At 64.6% G+C, this 24030-nt stretch carries 26 protein-coding genes and 1 pseudogene; 13 read left to right on the top strand and 14 right to left on the bottom strand.

The genetic code is table 11. The features are described 5' to 3' along the window. Positions 1 to 168 precede the first annotated feature (168 nt). Complete coding sequence (locus LB524_RS20945) at positions 169 to 978, top strand: DUF1223 domain-containing protein (RefSeq protein ID WP_224529765.1); 810 nt, start codon at positions 169 to 171, stop codon at positions 976 to 978. 58 nt (positions 979 to 1036) lie between these two features. On the opposite strand, the gene LB524_RS20940 is transcribed toward LB524_RS20945, so the two are convergent. The 6 genes from LB524_RS20940 to LB524_RS20915 are packed head-to-tail and all read right to left on the bottom strand — an operon-like array spanning position 1037 to position 7001. After that, on the bottom strand, positions 1037 to 2422 hold the full coding sequence (locus LB524_RS20940) for an NAD(P)/FAD-dependent oxidoreductase (RefSeq protein ID WP_224529762.1): 1386 nt from the start codon (positions 2420 to 2422) through the stop codon (positions 1037 to 1039). 20 nt (positions 2423 to 2442) lie between these two features. Next, the gene (locus LB524_RS20935) at positions 2443 to 3555 is read right to left on the bottom strand and encodes an ABC transporter ATP-binding protein (protein WP_224529759.1); all 1113 of its coding nucleotides are present in this window, start codon (positions 3553 to 3555) and stop codon (positions 2443 to 2445) included. Continuing rightward, positions 3552 to 4349, bottom strand: coding sequence for an ABC transporter permease (locus LB524_RS20930; RefSeq protein WP_224529756.1), 798 nt, complete (start codon positions 4347 to 4349; stop codon positions 3552 to 3554). Before LB524_RS20930 ends, LB524_RS20935 begins: the two co-directional genes overlap by 4 nt. Beyond that, positions 4349 to 5212 carry an ABC transporter permease gene (locus tag LB524_RS20925; protein WP_140793871.1) on the bottom strand — a complete coding sequence of 288 codons (864 nt, stop codon included), beginning with the start codon at positions 5210 to 5212 and terminating at the stop codon, positions 4349 to 4351. The genes LB524_RS20930 and LB524_RS20925 overlap by 1 nt, the downstream gene beginning before the upstream one ends. A gap of 23 nt (positions 5213 to 5235) precedes the next feature. After that, complete coding sequence (locus tag LB524_RS20920) at positions 5236 to 6306, bottom strand: extracellular solute-binding protein (RefSeq protein WP_181171355.1); 1071 nt, start codon at positions 6304 to 6306, stop codon at positions 5236 to 5238. A gap of 35 nt (positions 6307 to 6341) precedes the next feature. After that, positions 6342 to 7001 carry a helix-turn-helix domain-containing protein gene (locus tag LB524_RS20915; protein ID WP_015314933.1) on the bottom strand — a complete coding sequence of 220 codons (660 nt, stop codon included), beginning with the start codon at positions 6999 to 7001 and terminating at the stop codon, positions 6342 to 6344. Between the two features lie 528 nt (positions 7002 to 7529). Here LB524_RS20915 and LB524_RS20910 point away from each other — a divergent pair. Continuing rightward, positions 7530 to 7910: a DUF2794 domain-containing protein gene (locus LB524_RS20910; protein WP_023782086.1), complete on the top strand. Its 381-nt coding sequence runs from the start codon at positions 7530 to 7532 to the stop codon at positions 7908 to 7910. Between the two features lie 74 nt (positions 7911 to 7984). On the opposite strand, the gene LB524_RS20905 is transcribed toward LB524_RS20910, so the two are convergent. The 4 genes from LB524_RS20905 to LB524_RS20890 all read right to left on the bottom strand — a co-directional run bounded on the left by LB524_RS20905 (position 7985) and on the right by LB524_RS20890 (position 12914). Then, entirely contained in the window at positions 7985 to 8563 is a 579-nt protein-coding gene (locus tag LB524_RS20905; protein WP_015314935.1) for a GNAT family N-acetyltransferase, read from the bottom strand. A gap of 105 nt (positions 8564 to 8668) precedes the next feature. Beyond that, positions 8669 to 9442: a Bax inhibitor-1/YccA family protein gene (locus LB524_RS20900; RefSeq protein WP_140703759.1), complete on the bottom strand. Its 774-nt coding sequence runs from the start codon at positions 9440 to 9442 to the stop codon at positions 8669 to 8671. A 227-nt stretch (positions 9443 to 9669) separates the two neighbouring features. Continuing rightward, positions 9670 to 12219 (bottom strand): ABC transporter permease, encoded by a 2550-nt coding sequence (locus LB524_RS20895; RefSeq protein ID WP_224529753.1) that lies wholly within the window; start codon positions 12217 to 12219, stop codon positions 9670 to 9672. Then, on the bottom strand, positions 12219 to 12914 hold the full coding sequence (locus LB524_RS20890; RefSeq protein ID WP_140719657.1) for an ABC transporter ATP-binding protein: 696 nt from the start codon (positions 12912 to 12914) through the stop codon (positions 12219 to 12221). Before LB524_RS20890 ends, LB524_RS20895 begins: the two co-directional genes overlap by 1 nt. 85 nt (positions 12915 to 12999) lie before the next feature. Between LB524_RS20890 and LB524_RS20885 the strand changes: the two genes are divergently transcribed. Beyond that, positions 13000 to 13644 (top strand): arylesterase, encoded by a 645-nt coding sequence (locus LB524_RS20885; RefSeq protein ID WP_140719659.1) that lies wholly within the window; start codon positions 13000 to 13002, stop codon positions 13642 to 13644. A 139-nt stretch (positions 13645 to 13783) separates the two neighbouring features. After that, positions 13784 to 14380: an RNA 2',3'-cyclic phosphodiesterase gene (gene thpR / locus LB524_RS20880; RefSeq protein ID WP_140618242.1), complete on the top strand. Its 597-nt coding sequence runs from the start codon at positions 13784 to 13786 to the stop codon at positions 14378 to 14380. Here thpR and LB524_RS20875 read toward each other — a convergent pair. Continuing rightward, positions 14284 to 14802 (bottom strand): low molecular weight protein-tyrosine-phosphatase, encoded by a 519-nt coding sequence (locus LB524_RS20875; RefSeq protein WP_015314941.1) that lies wholly within the window; start codon positions 14800 to 14802, stop codon positions 14284 to 14286. The two genes, thpR and LB524_RS20875, sit on opposite strands and share 97 nt — an antisense overlap. A 50-nt stretch (positions 14803 to 14852) precedes the next feature. Here LB524_RS20875 and LB524_RS20870 point away from each other — a divergent pair, with 50 nt between their 5' ends. The 3 genes and pseudogenes from LB524_RS20870 (at position 14853) to LB524_RS20860 (ending at position 16433) form a co-directional block, all read left to right on the top strand. Continuing rightward, positions 14853 to 15149: a 4a-hydroxytetrahydrobiopterin dehydratase gene (locus LB524_RS20870; protein ID WP_015314942.1), complete on the top strand. Its 297-nt coding sequence runs from the start codon at positions 14853 to 14855 to the stop codon at positions 15147 to 15149. Positions 15150 to 15287: 138 nt separating this feature from the next. Then, positions 15288 to 15643 (top strand): annotated as a pseudogene (locus LB524_RS20865) (YkvA family protein). A 286-nt stretch (positions 15644 to 15929) separates the two neighbouring features. Further along, positions 15930 to 16433, top strand: a complete 504-nt coding sequence (locus tag LB524_RS20860) for an invasion associated locus B family protein (protein ID WP_015314944.1) — start codon at positions 15930 to 15932, stop codon at positions 16431 to 16433. Positions 16434 to 16487: 54 nt separating this feature from the next. On the opposite strand, the gene LB524_RS20855 is transcribed toward LB524_RS20860, so the two are convergent. Then, on the bottom strand, positions 16488 to 17843 hold the full coding sequence (locus tag LB524_RS20855; RefSeq protein ID WP_224529750.1) for a chloride channel protein: 1356 nt from the start codon (positions 17841 to 17843) through the stop codon (positions 16488 to 16490). 129 nt (positions 17844 to 17972) lie between these two features. Between LB524_RS20855 and LB524_RS20850 the strand changes: the two genes are divergently transcribed. Continuing rightward, positions 17973 to 18530, top strand: coding sequence for a DUF305 domain-containing protein (locus tag LB524_RS20850; protein WP_140791619.1), 558 nt, complete (start codon positions 17973 to 17975; stop codon positions 18528 to 18530). A gap of 80 nt (positions 18531 to 18610) precedes the next feature. On the opposite strand, the gene LB524_RS20845 is transcribed toward LB524_RS20850, so the two are convergent. Further along, the gene (locus tag LB524_RS20845) at positions 18611 to 18910 is read right to left on the bottom strand and encodes a hypothetical protein (protein WP_015314947.1); all 300 of its coding nucleotides are present in this window, start codon (positions 18908 to 18910) and stop codon (positions 18611 to 18613) included. Positions 18911 to 19169: 259 nt separating this feature from the next. Here LB524_RS20845 and rlmN point away from each other — a divergent pair, with 259 nt between their 5' ends. Genes rlmN through LB524_RS20830 form a run of 3 tightly spaced genes read left to right on the top strand, consistent with a single transcriptional unit; the run spans position 19170 to position 21321 of the window. Further along, entirely contained in the window at positions 19170 to 20405 is a 1236-nt protein-coding gene (gene rlmN / locus LB524_RS20840; RefSeq protein WP_140618248.1) for a 23S rRNA (adenine(2503)-C(2))-methyltransferase RlmN, read from the top strand. A gap of 32 nt (positions 20406 to 20437) precedes the next feature. Further along, positions 20438 to 20851, top strand: a complete 414-nt coding sequence (locus tag LB524_RS20835; protein WP_224529748.1) for a hypothetical protein — start codon at positions 20438 to 20440, stop codon at positions 20849 to 20851. Further along, positions 20848 to 21321 (top strand): hypothetical protein, encoded by a 474-nt coding sequence (locus tag LB524_RS20830; RefSeq protein WP_224529747.1) that lies wholly within the window; start codon positions 20848 to 20850, stop codon positions 21319 to 21321. Before LB524_RS20835 ends, LB524_RS20830 begins: the two co-directional genes overlap by 4 nt. Here the strand turns inward: LB524_RS20830 and LB524_RS20825 are convergent. Next, complete coding sequence (locus tag LB524_RS20825) at positions 21293 to 21934, bottom strand: LysE family translocator (RefSeq protein ID WP_015314951.1); 642 nt, start codon at positions 21932 to 21934, stop codon at positions 21293 to 21295. The genes LB524_RS20830 and LB524_RS20825 overlap by 29 nt on opposite strands. Before the next feature lie 325 nt (positions 21935 to 22259). Here LB524_RS20825 and LB524_RS20820 point away from each other — a divergent pair, with 325 nt between their 5' ends. Continuing rightward, on the top strand, positions 22260 to 23483 hold the full coding sequence (locus tag LB524_RS20820; RefSeq protein WP_224529745.1) for an argininosuccinate synthase: 1224 nt from the start codon (positions 22260 to 22262) through the stop codon (positions 23481 to 23483). A gap of 59 nt (positions 23484 to 23542) precedes the next feature. Beyond that, on the top strand, positions 23543 to 24010 hold the full coding sequence (locus tag LB524_RS20815; protein WP_411909928.1) for a hypothetical protein: 468 nt from the start codon (positions 23543 to 23545) through the stop codon (positions 24008 to 24010). Positions 24011 to 24030: the final 20 nt, after the last annotated feature.

The following is a 24030-nucleotide window of genomic DNA, read 5'->3' as shown; positions in this document are numbered from 1 at the left end:
GCCGCTCAATCGAACCACGCCTTGAAATGCAGCGGCTGCTCCTATTGCGGCCTTACCTCACGATTGCAGCGGTAAAATTTCACCGCAACGTGACTTCCCGTTGACTTCCCGTTCTGCCACATATTTCGGCAAAGCAGAACAAAGCCGGCATCACCGGCGGGAATTGGAATGGTAATGGCCTCGCGACGATCATTGTGGCTGGCAGCCTTCGCGCTGGCCTTCTCGGCTTTTGCCGGCGCTGGGCATGCCAGCGAGCCCGAAAGGGCCCAGGCCGAAAAATCCGACAGGCCGCTCGGCGTGGTCGAACTGTTCACCAGCCAGGGCTGCAGTTCCTGTCCGCCGGCGGACGCGTTCTTCGCCGAACTCGCCACAAGGCAAGATATTGTCGCGCTCGCCTATCACGTCGATTACTGGGACTATCTCGGCTGGAAGGACACGCTGAGCCACAAGGAAAACACCGAGCGGCAATATGACTATATGCGCTACTTCAGCAGCCGTTCCGTCTATACGCCGCAGGCCGTCCTGAACGGCCGCATGCATGTCAACGGCGCCAATCGCGGTGAGGTCGACGGCGCGCTTGCCCGCATGGCTCGTGCCGGCGAAGGCATGCGTGTGCCCATCAAGGTCAGCCGCACCGGCGACCGTGTGATCATCGACGCGGGTGACGCCGGCACCGGCCCGAACGACGCCCATGTCGTCATCGTCTATTTCGACGCGCCGCAGACGGTCAAGATCGGCCAGGGCGAGAACTCCGGCCGCAAGATGACCTATTGGAACGCGGTCACCGGGATCCAGACCGCCGGCATGTGGCATGGCAAGGCGCAGCGCTACGAATTTCCGCTGAGCGAGATCACCAAGAAAGGCGGCTGCGCCGTGCTTTTGCAGTCGGTCGGCAAGGATGGCCTGCCAGGCCCCATCCTGGGTGCGGCTTTCATCCACAAACCGGGATCCGAGGCCTCCCTCGATCGTAAGCTGTAAGGTCACGGGCTCGGCGCAATTCCAGACGGAAACCGCTACATATCCTGCTCGAATGCTTTCAGTGTCCGGTCAGGCGATCGGCGAAGGCCGCAAGGCGCGAGGTCCGGTCCAGGCCGTTTGCTTCACGCCGGTCGGCGATGCGATAGAGCTGGTACATTGTATGCACGCCGAGCCAGCGCAGTGGTTCCGGTTCCCATTTCTTGACCGTGCGGTTGACCCAGGGCAGCCGGGTCAACTCGGTGTCGTGGCCGAGCACGAGGTCGCGCAAGGTGCGGCCTGACAGGTTGGAACTGGAAACCCCGAGCCCGACATAGCCGCCGGCCCAGCCGATGCCGCTTTCCCGGTCGAAGCCTGAAGTGGTGCACCAGTCGCGCGGCACCCCAAGCGTCCCGCACCAGGCATGGTCGAGACGCACGCCCTTGGTCTGCGGCAACAGCCTGGTCAGCACCTCGTGCAACTGGTCGATGGTCGCCTGCTGGGTCCGGCCGCGCACATCGGTGCGCGAACCGAAGCGGTAGGGCACGCCACGGCCGCCCATGGCGATGCGGCCTTCGCGCGTGCGCTGCGCGTAGCAATAGGTGTGAGCGGCATCGCCCAACACCTCGTAACCGTTCCAGCCGATCTGGTCCCACAGTTCTTGCGGCAGCTTCTCGGTCACCACGATGGCGCTGTTCAGCGGCAGCCAGAGACGCTCGTAGCCGGGAATGCCAGCCGTGAAGCCTTCGGTGGCGCGGATGATCTTCCCTGCCCGCACGATGCCTCTGCTGGTGGTGACCTTGCCCTTCTCGATCGCCAGCACCTGCGTCTGCTCGTAGATCGGCACGCCAAGCCGCTCGACAGCCGCGGCCAGGCCTTGCACCAGCTTCGCCGGCTGGACACGCGCGACGTTGCGCACGACGAAGGCGCCCAGCACCTTGTCGATGGCGATGCGCTGGCGCGCCTCCGGCGCGTCGAGGAAGGCCAGCCGCTCCGGCGGCATCTCCCAGCGCAGCAGCTCCTCGTATTCGGCCCTGGCACGCTGCAATTGTGCCGCGTTGGTGGCGACGGTGATGTTGTCGACGCGCCGGATATCGGCGTCGATGCCTTCGGCTTCCGTCACCGCGATCACCTCATCGACCGTGCCGAACATGGCGCGCTGCATGTCGATCACCGCGCCGCGCGAGGAGGTCTTTGCGTATTTCTCGCGCGACCAGCTGAAGCCGCCCGAGAGCCAGCCGCCATTGCGGCCCGACGCGCCGAAGCCCGCGAACTCTTTTTCGACGATGGCGATGCGCAGCGCAGGCTGCGCCTTCTTCAGATAATAGGCGGTCCACAGGCCGGTGTAGCCGGCGCCGACGATGCAGACATCTGCCTCGATGTCGCCGGGCAAGGACGGCCGGTAGGCCGGCACGCCGCCGATATCGGCATACCAGAACGACACGTCGCCATTGTGCTTGGCTTGCATTTTTGAAATCCGTTCCGAAATCAGGTGAGCGTCAGGTCAGCCTTGTCGTCGTCGGCGAGCAGCTTCACGTCGGCGCCGGCGAACAGCACCTCGACCTCGTCTCCGATGGCGAAACTGTCTGCTTCCAGCGTCGAGCGCACGATGGCTTTCGAGCCGTCGGCCAGGTCGACCTCGTATTTTGAGCCGGAGCCGAGATAGATGGCTTCGCCAATACGGCCCATGAGCCGGTTGCGGCCGTCGCCGCCAGCACCAGGGCGGGCGAGCGCCAGCTTTTCGGGGCGCAGCAGCATGACCGGCCTGCCGCCATTGGCGAGACGCTTGGCGGTTGTCACCGTCTGGCCTGATATCTCGATCGCCGTCTCCTGGCCCGAGGTGGCGGCGGCCCCGCGCAGCACGGTGGAATCGCCGATAAACTTGCCAACGAACAGCGTCGCCGGTTCATCATACAGCTCGCGCCCGGTACCGATCTGTTCGATGCGGCCCCGGTTGAACACGGCGATGCGATCCGACAGCACCAGCGCCTCTTCCTGATCGTGCGTCACATAGACGAAAGTGGTGCCGAGTTCGCGGTGGATGCGCTTGATCTCGAGCTGCAGCCATTCGCGCAGTTTCTTGTCGAGTGCGCCGAGCGGCTCGTCCATCAACAGCAGCGGCGGATCGAAGACGATGGCGCGGGCCAGCGCCACGCGTTGCTGCTGGCCGCCCGAAAGCTCGCTGGGGAAGCGATGGCCGAAATCCGCCATCTTGACCATGTCGAGCGCCTGGCGCACCCGGCGTTCGCGCTCGGCTCCCGCCACGCCGCGCAAGGCGAGCGGATAGGCGACGTTGCGGCTCACCGTCATATGGGGAAACAGCGCGTAATGCTGGAAGACGACGCCGATGTTGCGCTTGTGCGCCGGCACGCCGACGACGCTCTTGCCGCCCACTTCCAGCGCGCCGGAACTGGCCTCGGTGAAACCGGCGACGACGTTGAGCGTCGTCGTCTTGCCGGAGCCGCTTGGTCCAAGCAGCGTCATGAACTCGCCGGCCTCGATGTGCAGCGACACGCCGTCCAGCGCCTTGAAGCTGCCATAGGCCTTGCTGATCGACCTGAGATCGATCGCCGCGCCCCTGCTGTCTTGCCCCGGGGTCATTGGCGTCCTTTCCGCTCGCGGCCAAGAAGAAGCATGCCGCCGCCGATCAGGATCGTGGTGGCAAACAACAGGATCGTGCCGACGGCCGCGACCGTCGGGTCGGCGTCGCGCGTGATGGAAGCGAAGATCTGCACCGGCAATGTCTTGAGGTAGGGATTGGTGATGAACAGCGACACGACGATCTCATCGAAGGAGGTGGCGAAGGCGAACAGCAGGCCCGACAGCACGCCGGGTGCAATCAGCGGCAGCGTCACCGTGCGGAAGGTGGTGAGCGCGCTGGCGCCGAGGCTCGCCGCGGCTGTCTCGAGCCGCCTGTCGAAAACTTCGAGATTGGCCGAGACGGCAATCAGCACAAAGGGCAGCGCAAGGATGGTGTGGGCGAGCACGAAGCCGAGCAGCGTGCCGACAAGCCGCGTATCGAGATAGACCGCGTAGATGCCGATGGCCAGCACCACGCCCGGCACCACCATCGGTGTCAACATCAGCATGCGCAGCAGGTTTGCCGGCCGCGCCTTCATGCGGTCGAGGCCGAAGGCGGCAAGCGTGCCGAGCACCGTTGCCAGCACGGCAACGATCAAGGCGACCTTCAGCGAATTAACGAAGCTGTTCGACCAGTCCGGGTTGGTGGCGAAATTCTGGTACCATTGCCAGGAAAAGCCCTGCGGCGGAAACGCCAGCGACTTGTTCTCGTTGAACGACATCGGCACCACGACCAGCGTCGGGGCCACCAGCCATATGGCCACCAGCAGGCAGACAAGGCCGAGGATGACGCGGGTGAGCGGCTTCATCTCCATCAGCGCCGCTCCGCTTCCCGGTACCGGGACCGCATGACGGGCGCGGCGAGCGCCAGCAGCACGAAGGTCGTGACCAGCAGCACCACGCCCATGGCGCCGCCACGGCCCCATTGCAGCAGGCTGAGCACCTGTGTCTGCACCAGGGTGGACAGCATGGTCGAACGCGGACCGCCGAGCAAAGCCGGCGTGATGTAGAAGCCGAGCGCCAGGATGAAGACGATGATCGCGCCGGCATAGACGCCCGGCAGCGACAGCGGCAGGTAGATGGTGAAGAAGGCGCGGGACGGCCGCGCGCCAAGGCTTTGCGCCGCGCGCATCAGCCTGAGATCGATGCCTTTCATGACCGAATAGAGCGGCAGGATCATGAACGGCAAAAGCACCTGCGCCATGCCGATGACCACGCCCGTCTGGGTGCGGATCAGCCTGACGCCACCGAGCCCGAGCGACCGCAGGACCGAGTTGATGACGCCTGAATCCTGGAGCAGGATCACCCAGGACAAGGTGCGCACCACGCCGCTCACCCAAAACGGGATCAGCACACACAAGAGCAGCACCAGCCGAACGCGCGGCCCGACCGCGGTCATCAGATAGGCGTAGGGATAAGCGCAAACCACGCACACCAGCGTGACCCACGCCGAAATGACGAAGGTCCGCTGGAGCACGACAAGGTTGATCGGCGCACTGAAGAACCAGACATAGTTCTGCGCTCCCCACTCCGGTTCCGACAGGCTGCGCAGCACGATGGTCAGCAGCGGATAGCCGATCACCGCGAAAAGCAGGACCAGGGCCGGCAACGCGAGCGCGAACGGCCGCCATGCCCAGCGCCTTTCGGCGGCCGGAATGGTTGGCTCGGACGCGCTCACGGCCCTTGCTTCCCGTCAGCCGGTCAGTTGCCGGCCATCAGCGCCGACCACTTCTCCTGCGCCACCGCAAAGTTCGGGACCCAGAACTTGAAGTTCTGCTTGTAGCCCTGCTTCTGGCGTTCAGGCGTATTGGTCAGGTAGGCGGCAACAGAAGCGTCGACCTTGGGCTGCGCGTCGTTGTTGATCGGCGTGTAGGAGGTCTTCTCCGCCAATATCTCCTGGGCATGCTTGCCGAGATAGGCATTGAGCAGCGCGTAGGACGCATCCGTATCCTTGACGCCGACCGGAATCGTCATCTGGTCCATCACCACCAGCCAATCCTGCCAGGCGGGTGCGTACTTGGCGCCGTTCTTGACCGCCGTCATGGCGCGGCCCGTCCACATCATCAGCATGTCGGCCTCGCCGGATTCGGCGAGCTGCTGCGATTCGGCACCCGTCTTCCAGAAGATCGTGTCGGGGCCGAGCTTGCGGACCACATCGATGGCCTTGTCGATATCGGCTACCGTCATCGCCTTCGGATCGCCGCCGGCAACCTTGAAAGCCTGTTCCAGCAGGCCACCGGTCGGGCTGCCGGAGCCGTCGATGCCACGCACGCCGGGGAATTTTTGGGTATCGAAGAAGTCGGCCCAGCTCTTGGGCGGATTATCCCCGTACTTTTCCTTGTTGTACATCAGCACAACACCGTAGTTCATCGCCGGCACCGAGCATTCACCGACCTGGCCTTCCGGGATTTTCGAGACGTCGAGCTTCGTCAGATCGAGCTTCTGGAACAGCTTGCCGCAATAGACATAGGGCGGCAGGTCGTCGGTATCGACGACGTCCCAGGTCACATTGCCGGACTCGACCTGCGCCTGCAGTTTGGCGATCTCCGTCGGGCCGTCATTGAGCAGCTTGACGCCGGACTTGTCGACGAACTCCTTGAGTGCCGCCGCCTGGCCGTCCTGGTAGATGCCGCCATAGGAAACGAGGGTCAGCGTCTTGCCCTTCAGCGAGCCTTCGGCGACCTCTCCCGCCACCGGCTTGGATTGCGCGAGCGCGGCGGTGGCCGCCATAAGCACGGCGACGGCCGCCGCATGTCCAAATCTCAGTTTCATGATCATCTCTCCCATTTGCAGAACTCGCATTGTTTTCATTCACCCGGATGCGAGCGGTTTCCGGGCCTGTATCGATCGAGTTCGAGCGCGCCGGCGGTCGGCGGCGCGATGATCCAGAGCACCTCGGCCGGCGTGTCGCCGACATTGACGGTCCGGTGCGGCACCGAGGTTGCGTATTCGACGCTGTCGCCCTCGCGCATCAGATGGCGCTCGTCGGCAAGCGTCAGTTCGACGGTGCCCTTGAGCACCATGAACATTTCGTGTTCGCCGCCATGCACATAGGTCTCGTCGCCGGTCGAGCCGCCAACCTCGAAATGGCCGGCATAGACTTCGAATTGATGGATCGGCCGCCGCGACAGGAGCATCTTGCGGCCTTGGAGGCCAACCGGAACGACCGGCCGCTCCTCGCGCCTCAGCACCTTGTGCAGGGGACGCGCATTGTCCTCGAACAGATCGTTGATGCCGAGGTCGAGAGCGGCGGCGATCTTGAGCAGCGTGCCGGTGTTGGCGCCGCACAGATTGCGCTCGAGCTGGCTGATGAAGCTCGCCGTGGTGCCCGTCATGTCGGCAAGCTGGCGCAGCGAGACGCGCCGCGCCATGCGCAATGCCTTGATACGAGGGCCGACGCCGCCGGCCTCCGGCACGGCCGCGCCGCCATTCAACTGTTTTACTGGGGAGCCCGATGCGTGTGGCATTGTCGTCTCCGTTCTCACTTAACACCCTATTAAGTGGAACGGAAAATGGCAAGCACGGTCGGCAGAATTGAATGGCCACGCGGGATTGGCCGCTTTCGGCCCTACGCCGATGCCGTCGGCGCGCAGTCCCGGGTGCAAGGCCCAAAAACGAAAAAACCGACGTCAGCTTGCTTCTGACGTCGGTCATTTAGGTTTTGGGATCGTCGCACCTGGCTTTTCCGAGGAAAAGGCCGAGGTTGGTTCGATCCGACGCAGACCCGTGGGCGGGGGGCTTGGGGTTTACGAGCCGGTGCCGGACCGAACCGTCTCAGGCAACGCCGGTAAATTCGTCGGACATTGGGGCAGGAGCGCGGATAAAAAAAGGCGGAAATGTGGCGAAGCATCACCAATTCCAACACGCGTTTCACAAACGTGACTGGACGCAACGGAAACGGCGCGCCGCTGCCTTCGCTTCTCAGCTCTTGCAATTGCGATGCGAAGGGGCCAACTTTGGTTGGCAAAGATTCATTTTGAAGGATCGAGGCAGGCATGACCGATGACGGCGGCGGGATGGGGGATGGAGACGCATCCGCAATATTGATCCCGCTGCACGAGGCGCGCAGCGCACGCCTCGACCAGCCGGTCCGCTTCGACCGGCGCGAACTGGACCAGATCCTCAGGCTTTACGGACGCATGGTCGCGGCCAATGAATGGCGCGACTACGCCATCGATCACCTCACCGACCGCGCTGTCTTTTCCGTCTTCCGACGCGCCAGCGAAGTGCCGCTGTTCCAGATCGTCAAGGATCCCAAACTGGCGCGCAAGCAAGGCGCCTTCGCCGTCATCGCGGCGGGCGGGCGCATCCTCAAACGCGGCCAGGAGCTTGGCCGCGTGCTCGGCGTCTTCGACAGCAAGCTGAAGCTGGTATAGGGGTAAATGCGAATTGAAGAATTGAGGAACGAAGGACAAGGGGCGCTTACGTCAGGCGCCGAGTGTCAAATTCCTCAATTCTTCAGTTCCCCCTGCCGGAACTTCCGCTCCGGCAGCGAATCCGGATCAGGTGGCAGCGATGCCCCGCCGTTGAGCGACAGCTGCATGAATACCGTGTCCAACCAGCGCCCGTGCTTGTAGCCGGAGCCTTCGAGGCGGCCGGAATGACGGAAGCCGAGCTTCTCGTGCAACCTGACCGAGGCGCTGTCGGCGCGGCCATCGCCGATCACCGCGACGATCTGGCGAAAGCCCGCCGCCTCGACCGCCGCGACCAGGCTTTGCATCAGCTTCAGGCCGACACCCTGGCCCTTGGCGTCAGGCGCGACATAGACCGAATCCTCGACGATGAAGCGATAGGCCGGGCGCGGCCGGAAGGCGCCGGCATAGGCATAGCCAAGCACGGCGCCTGCCTTTTCCGCCACCAGATAGGGAAAGCCGCCGGCCGCGAGTGCGGCGAATCGCGTCCCCATCTCGGTGCGGCTAGGCGGCTCCAGTTCGTAGCTCGCCGTGCCGTTGGCAACCGCGTCGGCGTAGATTTCGGTTATGGCGTCGAGGTCGGCCGGGGTCGCCGGCCTGATCGCGATATTGCTCATTCTTTATGCAAGCCTCTTTGGTGCTTTCGATAACAGCAGAGGCCCGCTTAAAAGAAAAGGGCGGCCGTTGGGCCGCCCTTCCAGGAGTCGATGGTCCAATACCGCTTAGCGGCGGTCGCCCATGAACTGGAGCAGGAACATGAAGAGGTTGATGAAATCGAGGTAGAGCGACAGCGCGCCCATGATGGCCTTGCGGCCCGCGACATCGGAAGCGTCGCCCTCGAAATACATCTCCTTGATCTTCTGCGTGTCGTAGGCGGTGAGGCCGGCGAAGACCAGCACGCCAATCGCCGAGACGGCGAAGGTCAGTGCCGACGACTGCAGGAAGATGTTGATCACCGACGCGATGATGATGCCGAACACGCCCATGATCAGGAACGAGCCCATCGCCGACAGGTCGCGCTTGGTGGTGTAGCCGAACAGCGACAGCGCGCCGAAGGCCGCGGCGGTGGCGAAGAAGGTCTGCGAGATGCTGGCCGTGGTGTAGACCAGGAAGATCGACGACAGCGACAGGCCGACCAGACCAGCATAGACCCAGAAGGTGGTCTGCGCGGCGGCGACGCTCATCGACTGGATCCTGAACGACAGGAAGAACACGGCGGCCAGCGGCGCCAGCATGACAACCCAGCGCAGCGGCGAACCGAAGATCGCGTAGCCGAAGGAGGTCAGCATCTCGCCGCTCGGCAGCGTCGCGACGGCCGAAGCCGGATCGGTGGTGGTGGCCAGCATGATCGTGCCGATGGCGGCAAGGCCGGTGATGAGCAGGCCAAGCCCCATCAGATTGTAGACCTTGATCATGTAGGCGCGCAGACCCTGGTCGATGTCGGCGCGGACGCCGGGCACCGCCGACGTCTGATAGTTGCGAATGGGATCAGCCATTGGAAATCCTCGTTGCTTCTGCCCCGTCCGGTGTCGGGCCTCTTGCGGGCCCAGGCGCCGCTGGGGGGCTCCAGCATGCCTGCGCGGAATATGATGGTTATTCGCGTCAAGAACAAGACCGTAACCGGGTGTAACGGTTCGTGACAGGCCAAAATGCCGCTTCGCCGGCCGTTTCGGACGGCATTCTTACCAAGATTTAACCCGGGCAGGCGGCGCCCGCCGGCGAATCAGAGGTTTCGCAGCACGGGTGCCGCCTTGTGGCCGAGCACCCGCCAGGTGCCGGCAAGGCCGATGCCGACCGTGATCACCAGCGAAAAGGCAATCGTCGCCACCGCCACCTCGGGCATGAAATGCGATGGCAGCGTCATGATGCGTGCGACCACGAACCAGGCGGCGGCGCTGCCGGCGGCGAGCGCGAAGATGGCGGTGGCCAGTCCGATCAGCATGTATTCCAGAGAGAATGCCGTGATCAGCGTTCGCCGGGTGGCGCCCAACGTCTTCAGCACCACAGCGTCGTGGATGCGCGCCCGGTTGCCGGCGGCAAGCGCGCCGGCAAGCACCAGAACCGAGGCGATCAGCGCCACGCCGGCCGCCGCCCGGATCGCCGTGCCGAGCTGGCCGACCAGCCGGTTGACGATGTCGAGTGCGTCCTTGACCCGCACCGTCGTCACGGCGGGGAAGGCGCGGGTGACGGCGTTGAGGACGCGCGCGTCGTCGGCCGCCGAGGCGTTCTTTTCGGTGAGCGTGGCTATCCAGCCATGCGGGGCGCCGGCGAATGTGTTGGGCGAGAACACCATGACGAAATTGATGCCCATCGTCTCCCACTCGACCTGGCGGAAATTGGCGATGCGGGCGGTGACATTGCGGCCGAGCACATTGACGGTGATGGTGTCGCCGAGCTTCAGCCCGATTTCCTTGCCTTCCTTGTCGGAAAACGAAACCAGCGGCTCGCCGGCATAGTTGTCGGGCCACCATTTGCCCTCTGTCAGCGTCGCGTTTTTCGGTTGCCTGGTGTCGTAGGTCAGGCCGCGATCTCCCTTCAGCACCCAGGCGCCCTCGGCCGGCACCTTGACCTTGTCGACATCGACGCCGTTGAGAGCCATGACCCGGCCGCGCAGCATCGGCACCTTGGCCAGCGTTCCCCGCGGCACCTCCTTCGCCACCAGCGAGGAGAACGCATCGACTTCGCTGCCCTGGATGTCGACGAAGAAGAAGTTCGGCGCCCGCCCCGGCAGGCTGCCGGAGATCTGGCGCCTGAGATTCCCGTCAATCAGCGCCAGTGTCACCAAGAGCGTCAGCCCAAGCCCCAGCGACAGCACCACGGACGGCGTCAGCGCCCCGGGCCGGTGGATGTTGCCGATGGCGAGCCTGAGCGCGACAAAGCGCACGCGCGGGCTTTTCCTGGCTGCCCATTGCACCAGTCCGCCGACGAGACGCAGCACCAGGAAAGCAAAAACGGTGGCGCCGACGAAGATCGAGGCGATGCGCTGGTCGCCCGAAAACAGGATCGCCAGCGCTGCCAGGAAAAGCGCGATGCCGAGCGCGCAAACGACATAGACGGGGCGCGGCAGGCCCCGGCCTTCCAGTCCCATCTCCCGGAACAGCGCGGTTGCCGGCACGTCACGGGCGCGACCGAGCGGCAGCAGCGCGAAGGCCAGCGTCACCAGCAGGCCGAACAGGGCCGCCATGGCGAGCGCGCCGGGATAGAAGCCGCCCTGCGCCGGCACCGGAATGACCGACTGAAGCGCGGCACTCGCCGCGAACGGCATCAGCGCCCCGAGCACCAGGCCGAGCACGATGCCAAGTGCCGCGATGATCAGGATCTGCCCGAGGTAGACGGCAAAGACGAAGCCGCCGGACGCCCCCAGGCTCTTGAAGGTGGCGATGACGCCGCGCTTGCCGTCGAGATAGGCGCGCACCGCATTGGCGACGCCGACGCCGCCGACCACCAGCGCGGTGAGCCCGACCAGCGTCAGGAACTGCGAGAAGCGTTCGATATTGGAGGATAACGCCGGTGCGGCGTTGCTGCGCGTGCGGATCGACCAGCCGGCCTGCGGAAAATCCTTGGCCGCCTGGTCCTGGATGGCCTTGAGCCGCGCCTCGTCGGCACCGGCGGGCAGCCGGACCTTGTAGGCGTTCTCGACCAGGCTGCCAGGCTGGATCAGCCCAGTGGCGGCCAGGCCCTCGGTCGAGATCATCAGCCTTGGCGCGAAGCCGAACCCGTCGGAGACCGCGTCGGGCTCGGCCACCAGCCTGGCGCGCAGTTCGAACGTGGCGGTGCCGAGCTTCAGCCGGTCGCCGATCTTGACATGCAGCCGTTCGAACAAGAGATCGGGTGCCGCGGCGCCGAAAACGCCGAACTGCCTGCCGAACAGTTCCTGCTTCGTCAGCACCGGTTCGGTTTCCAGCGCGCCATAGAGCGGATAGGCCTCGTCGACAGCCTTGGCCTCGACCAGCGCCTGGTCGGATCCGTCAGCCAGGCGCGCCATCGAGCGCATGCCGGCGGTATGCGAAACCACGCCCAGCCCGTCGAGAAAGCCAAGTTCTGCCTGGCTGGCGTCGCGCTGGTTGATCTGGAAGCGAAGATCGCCGCCGAGCAGCGTCTGGCCCTGATCGGCGACACCGGCGGTGATGGAGCGGGCCACCGAATTGACGCCGCCGATAGCCGCCACGCCGAGCGCGATGCAGGCGAGGAAGATGAGGAAGCCGGACAGGCCGCCGCGCATCTCGCGCAGCGAAAAGCGGATGGCAAGCTTCAAGGTCCGCGCCGGCGGCATCAGGCGGTGACCCTGACCGGCGGCGGGGCCTCGATCCGGCCGGAGCGCATCGAAACCTGGCGCGAGCAGCGCGCCGCGAGCGCCGGATCATGGGTCACCAGCACCAGCGTCATGCCGCGTTCGGCGGCCTTGGCGAACAGCAGATCGGCGACCTGCCGCCCCGTCGCCTGATCGAGGTTGCCGGTCGGCTCGTCGGCGATCAGGATGCGCGGCGATGGTGCCAGCGCCCGGGCGATCGCCACGCGCTGCTGCTCGCCGCCGGAGAGCTCGCCGGGATAATGGGTGACGCGGTCGCTGAGGCCGACGGCCGCCAGTTCCCGCTCCGCCACCGAGAAGGGATCGGCGTGGCCGGCCAGTTCCAGCGGCACGGCGACATTTTCGAGCGCCGTCATATTGGGGATGAGGTGGAAGGACTGGAACACGATGCCAATGTTTCGGCCGCGAAACGAAGCGATCTGGTCCTCGCTTTTACCGTTGAGCAGCTCGCCGGCAATGCGCACCGTACCGGAATCGACCCGCTCCAGCCCTGCCAGCACCATCAGCAATGTCGACTTGCCGGACCCCGACGGACCGACGATACCCGTCGCCTCGCCGCGCGCGACGTCGAGGCTGACGCCCTTCAATACATGAACCGACGAAGCGCCTTCGCCGAGTGTCAGGGATATGTCTTTCAGCGCGATGACGGCTTCTGTCAAAATGAAAGCGTCCTATATGGAAAGGGAGGCTCTGCCTGTCGGAAGCCATCGCCGGAAGAATTCTCTGTCATATGGGGCCTGCCGCATGTCTTTCAAACGCCGCTTTGCCGCAGGCCTGGTCGTTTTCCTCGCCATCTGCGGCGGCATCTCGTCGGCGCGCGCCGCGCCTTTCAAGATCGTCGGCTTCGGTGACAGCCTGATGGCGGGGTACGGCCTTGGCCCGGGCGAGGGCTTTACCGACAAATTGCAGGCAGCACTTCGCGCCAAGGGCCATGACGTCGTCGTCGCCAATGCCGGCGTCTCCGGCGACACCTCCAGCGGCGGCCTGGCGCGGCTCGACTGGTCGGTGCCTGACGGCACGCAGCTGGTGATCCTCGAACTCGGCGCCAACGACATGCTGCGCGGCGTCGCGCCCGACATCACCAAACGGAACCTGGACGAGATGCTAGGCAAGCTCAAAGAGCGCAAGATTGCCGTGCTGCTGGCCGGCATGCGGGCGGCGCCCAATCTCGGCGCCGACTACCAGAGCGCCTTCGACGCCATCTTTGCTGACCTGGCCGGCAAATACGATGTTCCGCTCTATCCGTTCTTCCTCGACGGCGTCGCTGGCCAGCCCGGCCTGCAGCTCGAGGACGGCCTGCATCCGAGTGCTCGCGGCGTCGACCTGATGGTGGAACGCATCCTGCCCACCGTCGAGAAGGCCATGGCGGCCGCGCCAGGCGGATCGTGACGTCGGATGGAACCGGTTCCGCTGCGGAAGCTTTAGATTGCATCTAGATTGCATCCGGGACCAACAAACCACTTGCTCCATTTGATTATCGATGATTCGCTAGGGATGACAGTTTCGATTCGAGGAAGGGAGGCTCTTCATGCCGCGTCTTTTCACCGCCCTCGAAATTCCGCGTGATGCCGCCCTTTCGCTGTCCCTGCTCCGGGGCGGCCTGCCCGGGGCCCGCTGGATCGACGTCGAAAACTACCATCTGACGTTACGCTTCATCGGCGACGTCCAGGGCCATGTCGCCGACGAGATCGCCAACGCGCTCGACCGGGTGCACCGTCCTTCCTTCTCGCTGACGCTGTCGGGTGTCGGCGCTTTCGGCCAGAAGAAGCCGCATGCGGTGTGGGCCGGCGCTTCGCCCTCGCCCGATATGGCGGCTCTTCAGGCCGAAATCGAGCGCATCTGCCAGCGGCTCGGCATTCCCGCCGATCCGCGCAGGTTCATGCCGCATGTGACGCTGGCGCGGCTGCGCAATTCGAGCCCGCTCGACGTCGCCCAATATCTGTCGGCGCGCGGCAATTTCTCGACGCTGCCGTTCCGCATCGGCCGTTTCGTGCTGATGTCGTCGCGCGATTCGGTGGGTGGCGGCCCCTATATTGTCGAGGAGGCATGGCCGCTGTCCGGCGTCGATACGCGTGCCGCCAGCCGTGTCGCCAGCACCTCCGACGCCTCGCGGATCATGCGATAGACCTCGGCAAACGCTTGCTGGTCCTCATAGTAGGGGTCCGGTACATCGCGCGGCCTTCCCTCGGCGAATTCCAGGAACAGGTGGATACGGTCGCGCACCGCCGCCGGCGCCAGCGCCTTCAGGTCGGCGACGTTGGACCGGTCCATGCCGAAGATCAGGTCGAAGCGGTGAAAATCCTCCGGCATGATCTTGCGCGCCCGCTGCCGCGAGATGTCGATGCCGTGGTGAGACGCGATGGCGATCGAGCGCGGGTCGGGAGCGGAGCCGACCTCCCAGCCGCTGGTCGCGGCCGAATCGAGCACGATATCGCCGCCATATCCGCGCTCCGCCAGCACGGCGCCAAGAATGCCTTCGGCCAGCGGCGACCGACAGATGTTGCCGAGGCAGACGAAAAGAATGGAATTTATGGGCTTCGCGATCATGGATCCGGCGCTATGGTGACGACTTCAGCCCAATAGCACGGGAAGCGGACATGACGAGAGAGAAACTGGGCAGGGAGGCCGCCGAAGCAGCGCTCACAGGGCTTGATGGCTGGGCACTGGCGGACGACGGCGCCTCGATCGGCCGCACCTTCACCTTCGCCAATTTCTCCGAAGCCTTCGCCTTCATGACCAGGGTGGCGCTGACCGCCGAGAAGATGGACCACCATCCCGATTGGTCGAATGTCTACAAGACCGTCAGCGTGACCCTGAACACGCATGACGCCGGCGGCGTGACGGCGCTCGACATCGAATTGGCGAAGAAGATGAACCGCTATTTCGGCGGCTGAACACGGGCTGTCCAACGTCCAGGCCCGGCGCGGACCCGGCAAATCGGCGCCCGCATCTTGCAGCCGGGTTAAGCTTTCACCACATTTTGATCGGCGGACGTGCGCTGAGACGCGCATGAGGCCCGCGAGGAGAGATTGATGGCGCAAGAATCCGGTTTTGATTTCTTCGGCTTTGGCGACAAGCTGGCCGGCGAAGGCGAAGTGCGCGAAAAGTTCTGGCGCACGGCCAGGAAGGCCGCTCGGCAGATTCCGTTCATGGAAGATGTCGTCGCCGCCTATTACTGCGCCATGGACAAGAAGACGCCGCTGCGCGCCAAGGGCATATTGGTGGCCGCGCTCGGCTATTTCGTCCTGCCGGTCGACCTCATCCCCGACTTCATCTTCGGTCTCGGCTTCACCGACGACATCGCCGTGCTGACCGCCGCGATCACCGCCGTCAGCTCACGCCCGCGCACCGGCAAGCCGCCAAGGACGCCATCGCCGATAAGAGCTGAAGTCCCGCCGGCCGAATCCCGCCGCGACGGCTCGACCGCTGGACAGGGGCGTTCAGCGGCGGGTTAGAAGTCAAACTCTTGCCGTTTTCGTGGCCTCCAAGTCGCCAAAGGGACACCGAGCCGGCCGCTGACAAGGCGGCGGCGCGGAAATGGCGGCGGTTTCCTGGGGTGAAGGTCCTTTTCTCTTGGGAAATTCACCGTTTGGTAACCCAGATTAAATCAAAATGAAGCGACGGCAGGACGCCACGCGGCCCGCCTCCGCACCATTTGGAATACGGGAAAAACGATGCGCGGATTGATTGCACTAGTTTCGAGCCTGGTCCTGGCGGCCTCGGCGGCGCCGGCGCTGGCGCAGCAGGCGACCAAGATCGGCCAGCACAATGCCTGGGGGACCTACAGCTACCAGGCTTCGGGCGGCAAGGTCTGCTACGTGCTGACCGTGCCGACCGACAAGCAGCCGCCGACGCTCGACCATGGCGACATGTTCTTCTTCGTCAGCCAGCGGCCCGGCCAGCAAGTGTCCTATGAGCCTCAGTTCATCGCCGGCTACAATTTCCAGGAAGGTTCCAAGGCCACCGTCACCATCGACAAGAAGAGCTTCTCGATGTTCACGCGCGGCAAATCGGCCTGGGTCGAGAACGCGGCGGAAGAGCCAGTGCTGATCGCCGCGATGAAGACCGGAACCGACATGAAGGTGTCGGCGAAGTCGGGCCGCGGCAATCCCACGAACTATGTCTTCTCGCTTAAGGGCATTTCGGCGGCGCTGTCCTCGATCGCCAAGTGCAAATAGGCCATCTTCGTTTTTGAACCGAAGGCCGGGCCGTAACGCCCGGCCTTTGCTTTTTCAGCCCAGCCCTGATTCCGGTGCGGCCTCCGCCCGCCGCCGCCGGATCGCCTCGGCGATGAACACCCGCGACAGGGCGTGATAAAGCGGCTCGTGCGAGATCAGCCGCGCCGTGCCGTAGCCCAGCATCGAAGCCAGCATCAGGCCGATGACATTGTCGTGATTGCCGGTCATTTCGAGGATGATGACGAAAGCCGTCATCGGCGCTTGCACGACGCCGGCGAAATAGCCCGCCATGCCGAGCAGGGCCGCGACGCCCGCGCTGCTCCCGAACATCAGGCCGAGCGAGCTGCCGATGCCGGCGCCGACCGCCAGCGAGGGCGCGAAGATGCCGCCGGGAATGCCTGAGATCATCGACAGCAGGCCGGCCGCGAATTTCTCGGCAAAGAAGAACCAGGGCAGCGGCATGCCTTCGACCGCGCTGCGCGCCTGCGCGTAGCCGGTGCCGAAGGTCAGCCCGCCCGAGGCGATACCGATCACCGCGACCGCCAGTCCGCAGATCGCGGCCACCAGCAGCGCGCGCCACAGCGGCTGCAGCGCGTTCCAGCGTCGGATACGCCGCGTCGCCTTCAACGCCAGCAACGAGAACAAGGCGCCAAAGCCGCCGCCGATGACGCCGCAGGCGATCACCAGCGGCCAGTCGACGGCAAACGAGATCGTCTCCTTGGACACGCCGAAATACGTGTAATTGCCGAGCACGCCGAGCGAGGCGAGGCCGGCCAGGATGACCGCCGTCAGCACCAGCCCGTTGGTGCGCGCCTCATAGGTGCGGCCCATTTCCTCGATGGCGAAGACGATGCCGGCGAGCGGGGTGTTGAACGCCGCCGCGATGCCCGCCGCCGAGCCGGCCAGGATCAGGCCGCGCGCCTGCGCCATGCCGCCCCAGCGCGCCGCCTGCAGCATCAGCGACGCGCCGACCTGCACGGTCGGTCCCTCGCGGCCGATCGAAGCGCCGCAGAACAGGCCGACGATGGTGAGCGCGATCTTGCCCACCACCAGCCTGAGCGACAGGATATGGCTGCGGTCGTCATCGTCGCGCAGGTGGCGGGCGGCGATCGCCTGCGGAATGCCGCTGCCTTGCGAGCCCGGGAAGAAGGCGTGCGCCAGCCAGGCGCACAGGACAAAGCCGAACGGCGTGATCGCCAGCGGCAGATAGAAAGGCCAGCCGCCGTCATTGCCGATCACGACATGAAACAGCGCCTGCGCCTTGTCGGCCAGCACGGCAAAGAGCACGCTGATCAGGCCGATCGAGATCGCACCGGCCCAGAACACCAGACGTGGCTGCCAGACGCGGCGCGAGGCCCACATGGCGCGCGAACGCCGCAGCATGGGGTGTTTTCGCGATTGGCCGGCCATGTCTATCCTCGGGGGGAAAACCCAGCCCTAACACAGGCATGACGCCGATCAAGTGTGAGTCTGCCGATCGGACGGGATCAAAAAGCCCACCGTCGCGGTTGTGTCCCTTTGAACAAGGAGCCCGCAGTCATGAGCTATGTCAGATTCGCCGCGATGATCCTGGTTTCCATGGTCCTCATGTACGGGCTCATGTACCTGAACACCTATGCGCTGGATCATGTTTTCTTCAGCCAGACCCGGGTGTGGATGGCCATCGTAATGGGCGCCGCCATGGCCGTCGTCATGATCGGCTTCATGTGGGGGATGTACGGGAGCGTGGCCGCGAATGTAGGCATCGTCATCGGCGGCATGCTGGTATTCGCTGGCGCCTTGTGGCTGGTCAGAAGCCAGGAAACCGTGAGCGACGTCTCTTACATGAAGGCCATGATCCCGCACCACTCGATCGCGATCATGACCAGCGAACGCGCCCATATCCGCGACCCGGAGGTGCGAAAGCTGGCGGACGGCATCATCGACGCCCAGGTGCGCGAGATCACGCAAATGAAGCGTCTGATCGCGCGGCTCGACGCCAATCCCGTGGCGGCCGGCGCTCCCGACCTGCCGTCCTACCGAGCCCGCGGGGCCGCGCCGCCACCGCCGGAAACCGACCAGAGCACCGGGATCGATACGCTCTCCATCGACAGGTAGGCGCGGGGATGGACGCGCGGAATATGGAAGCCGCTCGTCCCGCCGGCCTCCAAGCCGGCGGGAACATCCTTGCGGGATCGTCACATAGCCATTTTTTCACATTCGGCCTGGGCCTTCTTGGTCGAGGTGTCGATCATGTAGGCTTTGCCCTTGGCGTCGGTCATCATCATCATGCAGTGCTTGATCGGCTTGGCCATCTTCATCATGTCGGCGCCCATCTTCGCGTCCGGCGTCATGGTGCCCATATGCCCGTCGGGCATGATCGCCGTCACTTGTCCGCCTTTCATCATGCTCATGGTGCCCATCGCGTCCTCGGCAAACGCCTGCGAGGCGCAAAGCGCGGCGAAGCCGGCAACGACGGCGAGCTTGATCGATTTCATCCTGCATACTCCCATTCTGTAGGGGCACAGTTGCCCCATTCAGGGTTCGAAGGCGCGATGGGGATCGTTACGCCAACACGACTAAGTGATCGCCGCCAACGACATCGTCCTTCACGGGGACGGTGGCGATCGGGACACCGACGACGGACCCCAGTTTGGCGTGCACGGCATGACTTCGCGCTCAACCTGTGCTATGCGCCGCGCTTCATATCGGGCCGATGGATGAAATCGGCCGCAAACCGCTTATATCTGTGCAACCATGACCCTTTCACTCGACCTTACCGCCGAAGGCGCCCGTGACGCCTTGCGCGGCCGTGCCGCGCGGACCGAAAAGCCATCGCTGATCGGTCTCACGCGGACGGAACTCGCCGCCGCTCTTGTCGAATCCGGCACCGTGCCGGAGCGCCAGGCAAAGATGCGCGCCCAGCAGCTCTGGCACTGGATGTATGTGCGCGGCGTTTCCGACTTCGCCGGCATGTTCAACATCTCCAAGGATCTGCGCGCCGAACTCGACAAGCATTTCACCGTCGCCCGGCCCGAGATCGTCGAGGAGCAGATTTCCGCCGACGGCACGCGAAAGTGGCTGTTCCGCTTTCCGCCCCGCGGCGCCGGCCGGCCGGTCGAGATCGAGACCGTCTATATCCCCGAGGAAGGCCGTGGCACGCTCTGCATCTCCTCGCAGGTCGGCTGCACGCTGACCTGTTCGTTCTGCCACACCGGCACGCAGAAGCTGGTGCGCAACCTGACCGCGGAAGAAATCCTGGCGCAGTTGCTCACCGCGCGCGACCGGCTCGGCGACTTCCCCGACCGCGACACGCCGGATGGCGCCATCGTGCCGGCCGAGGGCCGGAAAGTGTCCAACATCGTCATGATGGGCATGGGCGAGCCGCTCTATAATTTCGAGGCGGTGAAGAAGGCGCTGCTGATCGCCTCCGACGGCGACGGCCTGTCCCTGTCGAAGCGTCGCATCACGCTGTCGACCTCCGGCGTCGTGCCCGAGATTTTCCGCACCGGCGAGGAGATCGGCGTCATGCTGGCGATCTCGCTGCATGCGACCAACGACGATCTGCGCGACCTTCTGGTACCGATCAACAAGAAGTATCCGCTGAAGGAGCTGATCGCCGCCTGCCGCGCCTATCCCGGCCTCTCCAACGCCAAGCGCATCACCTTCGAATATGTGATGCTGAAGGACGTCAACGATTCCATCGAGGACGCCAAGGGGCTGATCAAGCTGCTCAAGGGGATTCCGGCCAAGATAAACCTGATCCCGTTCAACCCGTGGCCGGGCACCAACTACCAGTGCTCGGACTGGGAGACGATCGAGAAGTTCGCCGACTACATCAACAATGCCGGCTATGCCTCGCCGATCCGCACGCCGCGCGGCCGCGACATCCTGGCCGCCTGCGGCCAGCTGAAGTCGGAATCGGAACGCATGCGCAAGGTCGACCGGCTGGCGCTGGAAGCCATGATGATCGCGGGGCACGGCGAGGTGTGAGCCGTCTCGCCGCCGGCCTCACACGCTTCGCCATGATTGCGGTCGGCTACCTCGCCGCCGTGCTCACCTCGATCCTGGTGCCGGTGTTGCTGATCGTTCTTCTGGCAGGGATCGAGGACGGCAACTGGTCGATCATTTTCACATTCGACTGGCTGGCCTCCTTCCCGCTCGCCGTGTTGACCGTGGCGATCTGCGCGCTGCTGATCGTCGGCCCGGCGATCTTCGTCGCCGAACGGCTGGCTCTGCGAGGATGGTTCTACTTCGCCGTCACGGGCGCGGTCACGTCGATCGCCTTTGGTGTTTTTGTGCCGGGCTCCGCCGGAGGCTTCGTTTTCAATCCGGGCTTCCTAGGTTTTCTGGCCGCCGCCGGCATTGCCGCCGGCTGGGTCTACTGGCTTCTGGCTGGACGCAGCTCCGGTCGTCTCACGGGCCGTGATCCCCGATGAACCGTCTCGTCGCCTGCATCGTGCGCTTCGCCATCATCCTATTCGGTTATGCCATCGCCTCGCTGGCGGCGAGCGCCTTCCTCAACATCCTGTTCCTGGCCTCGCTCGGCTACGCGCCGGCGCAAGCGCATCCGGCGGCAACGGCATCGCTCTATTTTTCAATTCCCTTCGTCGCCCTGTTCGTCGCCTATTTCGGCTTCATGCCGGCGGCGATCGTCATCCTGATTGCCGAAATCCTCGGCCGGCGCGACTGGTTATTCTACGCGCTCGCCGGCGCGGTGGTGGCGGGGGTTTTCCTAGGCCTCGTCGACAATGTCCGCGATTCCCCTTTCGCGGTCACCGAAGCCAGCGCCATCATGGCGGTGCTCGGTGGCGGCATGGTCGGCGGGATCTTCTATTGGCTTGCCGCCGGGCGCTGGGCGGGAAGCTGGTGGAAGGTCTCTACTTCGCCTGGGCCGTCAGGATCTTGAGCGCGAACGCCGAGAACACGCCGGCGAAGAGATAGTCGACCACCCGCGTCACACGGGGGCTGGCTTTCATCGCCGCCGAGAATTTTTCCGCCGCCAGCACCATCGGTACCGTCACCGGGATCGACAGCACGATGAACATGGAGCCGAGGAAGAACAGCTTCCCCGGCGCGTTCGGATCGTGCGCGGAGACGAATTGCGGCAGGAAGGTCATGAAGAACAGGATGATCTTCGGGTTGAGCAAATTGACGCCGAGTCCCGCCGCCCAGCTGCGCAACAAGGAAATCCGCGGGCCGGTCTTCTTTTCCGGCGAGAAAGCCGAGCCCTTGGCGATCGCCTGCCAGGCGAGGAAGACGAGATAGCCGGCGCCAAAGATCTTCAGCACGAAGAAAGCCATCGGCGAGGCGACGATCAGCGCCGAGACGCCAACCACCACCAGCGTGGTGTGGATCAGCGTGCCGCACAGCGCGCCGGCCATTGAGGCAAAGCCGGTGGCGCGGCCCTGGCTCAGCGTGCGCGACACGAACAGCGTCATGTCGGGGCCTGGCGTGATCGCCAGGATCACGGTGGCGATGGCGAACTGGATCAGCGTGGTGGTGTCGGGAATGAAGGACATGGCAGGCCCCGGGGGAACGCGTCGGCTATACAGGACCCGTCTCGCCGGCGCCAGATGGGGCCAGCGCGTCCTCCGGTGGAGTTGGAGCGGTTCGGCCAGTTTCGCCAGCTTACATTTCGCAGCTTACAGGCGGCGTTCTTGAGCGCCTGGTGACCGGCGGCATGGCCCGGGGATCGGTCCTCCCGATCAAGCCCGGCGTCGCACTGCCGCGCTGGATCAGCAACCTTGCGCCGCGTGCGCTTGCTCGCTTTGCCGTTCCTGCTAAAAGGCGCTCCGACAATCCGTGACGCCTTGCCTCAGGCGTCCGCTTTTCCACGGAGCAGAAATGTCCAAATTCAAAGACGTCAAGAAGGTCGTGCTCTCCTATTCCGGCGGCCTCGACACATCCATCATCCTTAAATGGCTGCAGACCGAACTCGGCGCCGAAGTCGTCACCTTCACCGCCGACCTCGGCCAGGGCGGCGAGCTGGAGCCGGCGCGCCGCAAGGCCGAGATGATGGGCATCAAGGACATCCGCGTCGTCGACGTACGCGAGGAATTCGTCGCCGACTTCGTCTTCCCTATGTTCCGCGCCAACACCGTCTATGAAGGCACCTATCTCCTGGGCACCTCGATCGCGCGGCCGCTGATCTCCAAGCACCTGGTCGAGATCGCCAGGGAAACCGGCGCCGACGCCATCGCGCATGGCGCCACCGGCAAGGGCAACGACCAGGTCCGTTTCGAGCTTTCGGCCTATGCGCTCAACCCCGACATCAAGGTCATCGCGCCGTGGCGCGACTGGTCGTTCAAATCGCGCACCGACCTGATGAACTTCGCCGAACAGCACCAGATCCCGGTGCCGAAGGACAAGAGGGGCGACGCACCGTTCTCGGTCGACGCAAATCTGCTGCACTCGTCCTCCGAGGGCAAGGTGCTGGAAGACCCATGGAGCGAGCCGCCGGAATTCGTGCATCAGCGCACCGTGTCGCCGATGGACGCGCCGGATGCCGTCACCGAGATCGAGATCGAATTCCTGAAGGGCGACCCGGTCGCGCTCAACGGCAAGAAGCTGTCGCCGGCCACCATGCTGGCGGCGCTCAACGATCTCGGCCGCGACAATGGCATAGGCCGGCTCGACCTGGTCGAGAACCGTTTCGTCGGCATGAAATCGCGAGGCGTGTATGAAACGCCGGGCGGCACCATCCTGATCGTGGCCCATCGCGCCATTGAATCGATCACGCTCGACCGGGGTGCCGCGCACCTCAAGGACGAGTTCATGCCGCGCTACGCGGAGCTCATCTACAACGGCTTCTGGTTCTCGCCCGAGCGCCTGATGCTGCAGGCGATGATCGACAAGAGCCAGGAAGACGTCGAAGGCACGGTGCGGCTGAAGCTCTACAAGGGCAATGTCATGGTCACCGGCCGCAAATCTGGGAAGACGCTCTATTCCGACGCGCTGGTCACCTTCGAGGACGACCGTGGCGCCTATGACCAGAAGGACGCCGCCGGCTTCATCCGCCTCAATGCGCTGAGGCTGCGGACATTGGCCGCGCGCAACCGCAACAGCTAGACGGAATGCGCTGTCTCGGTCGATGCCCGGTGCCGCTGCTCTTTCTGGCGGCGCCGGTCATGGCTGGGGACTTCGCGCCCACCTCCCTGGACCTCGCCGCCCTCATCGAATGCAGGGCCGATCTGCCGGCGTATAATGGTCTTGCCCTCTGGCTGGGCGGTGAGCCAGACGCGGCGCAGACCCTTGGCTGGAAGGAGGTCGCTTCCGGCAATCCCTTCCTGCGGCAGTATCGATTGCCGGTCCCGGTCCATGTCTTCGGGCGCGAGACCGCGACGATCGTCTTTACCGCGACAGGGCCGATGGCCGTGCTTGATGGCATCGCAGCGCCGGACCTCGCCCGCCAGCTCGACGTCCCGGCGACGGTCTCGACGCCGGACAAGTTCCTCGGCGAGAAGGTCATGGCCGAAAGCAGCGAGGACGCCGGCGGCGTGAGCCTTGCCACGCGCATCACGCTCAACGTCTCGACCGTCGAGTCCCACCCCGGCAGGACGCTGGCCGGCTGCTCCTATGCGCTCGACGTGAAATGAAAAACCCGGCGCGGAGCCGG

It is taken from the genome of Mesorhizobium sp. ESP6-5 (genome assembly GCF_020164695.1).
Taxonomy (GTDB): domain Bacteria; phylum Pseudomonadota; class Alphaproteobacteria; order Rhizobiales; family Rhizobiaceae; genus Mesorhizobium; species Mesorhizobium australicum.
Note: the sequence above shows the minus strand (reverse complement) of the source record. Positions and strands in the feature narration are given on the sequence as shown.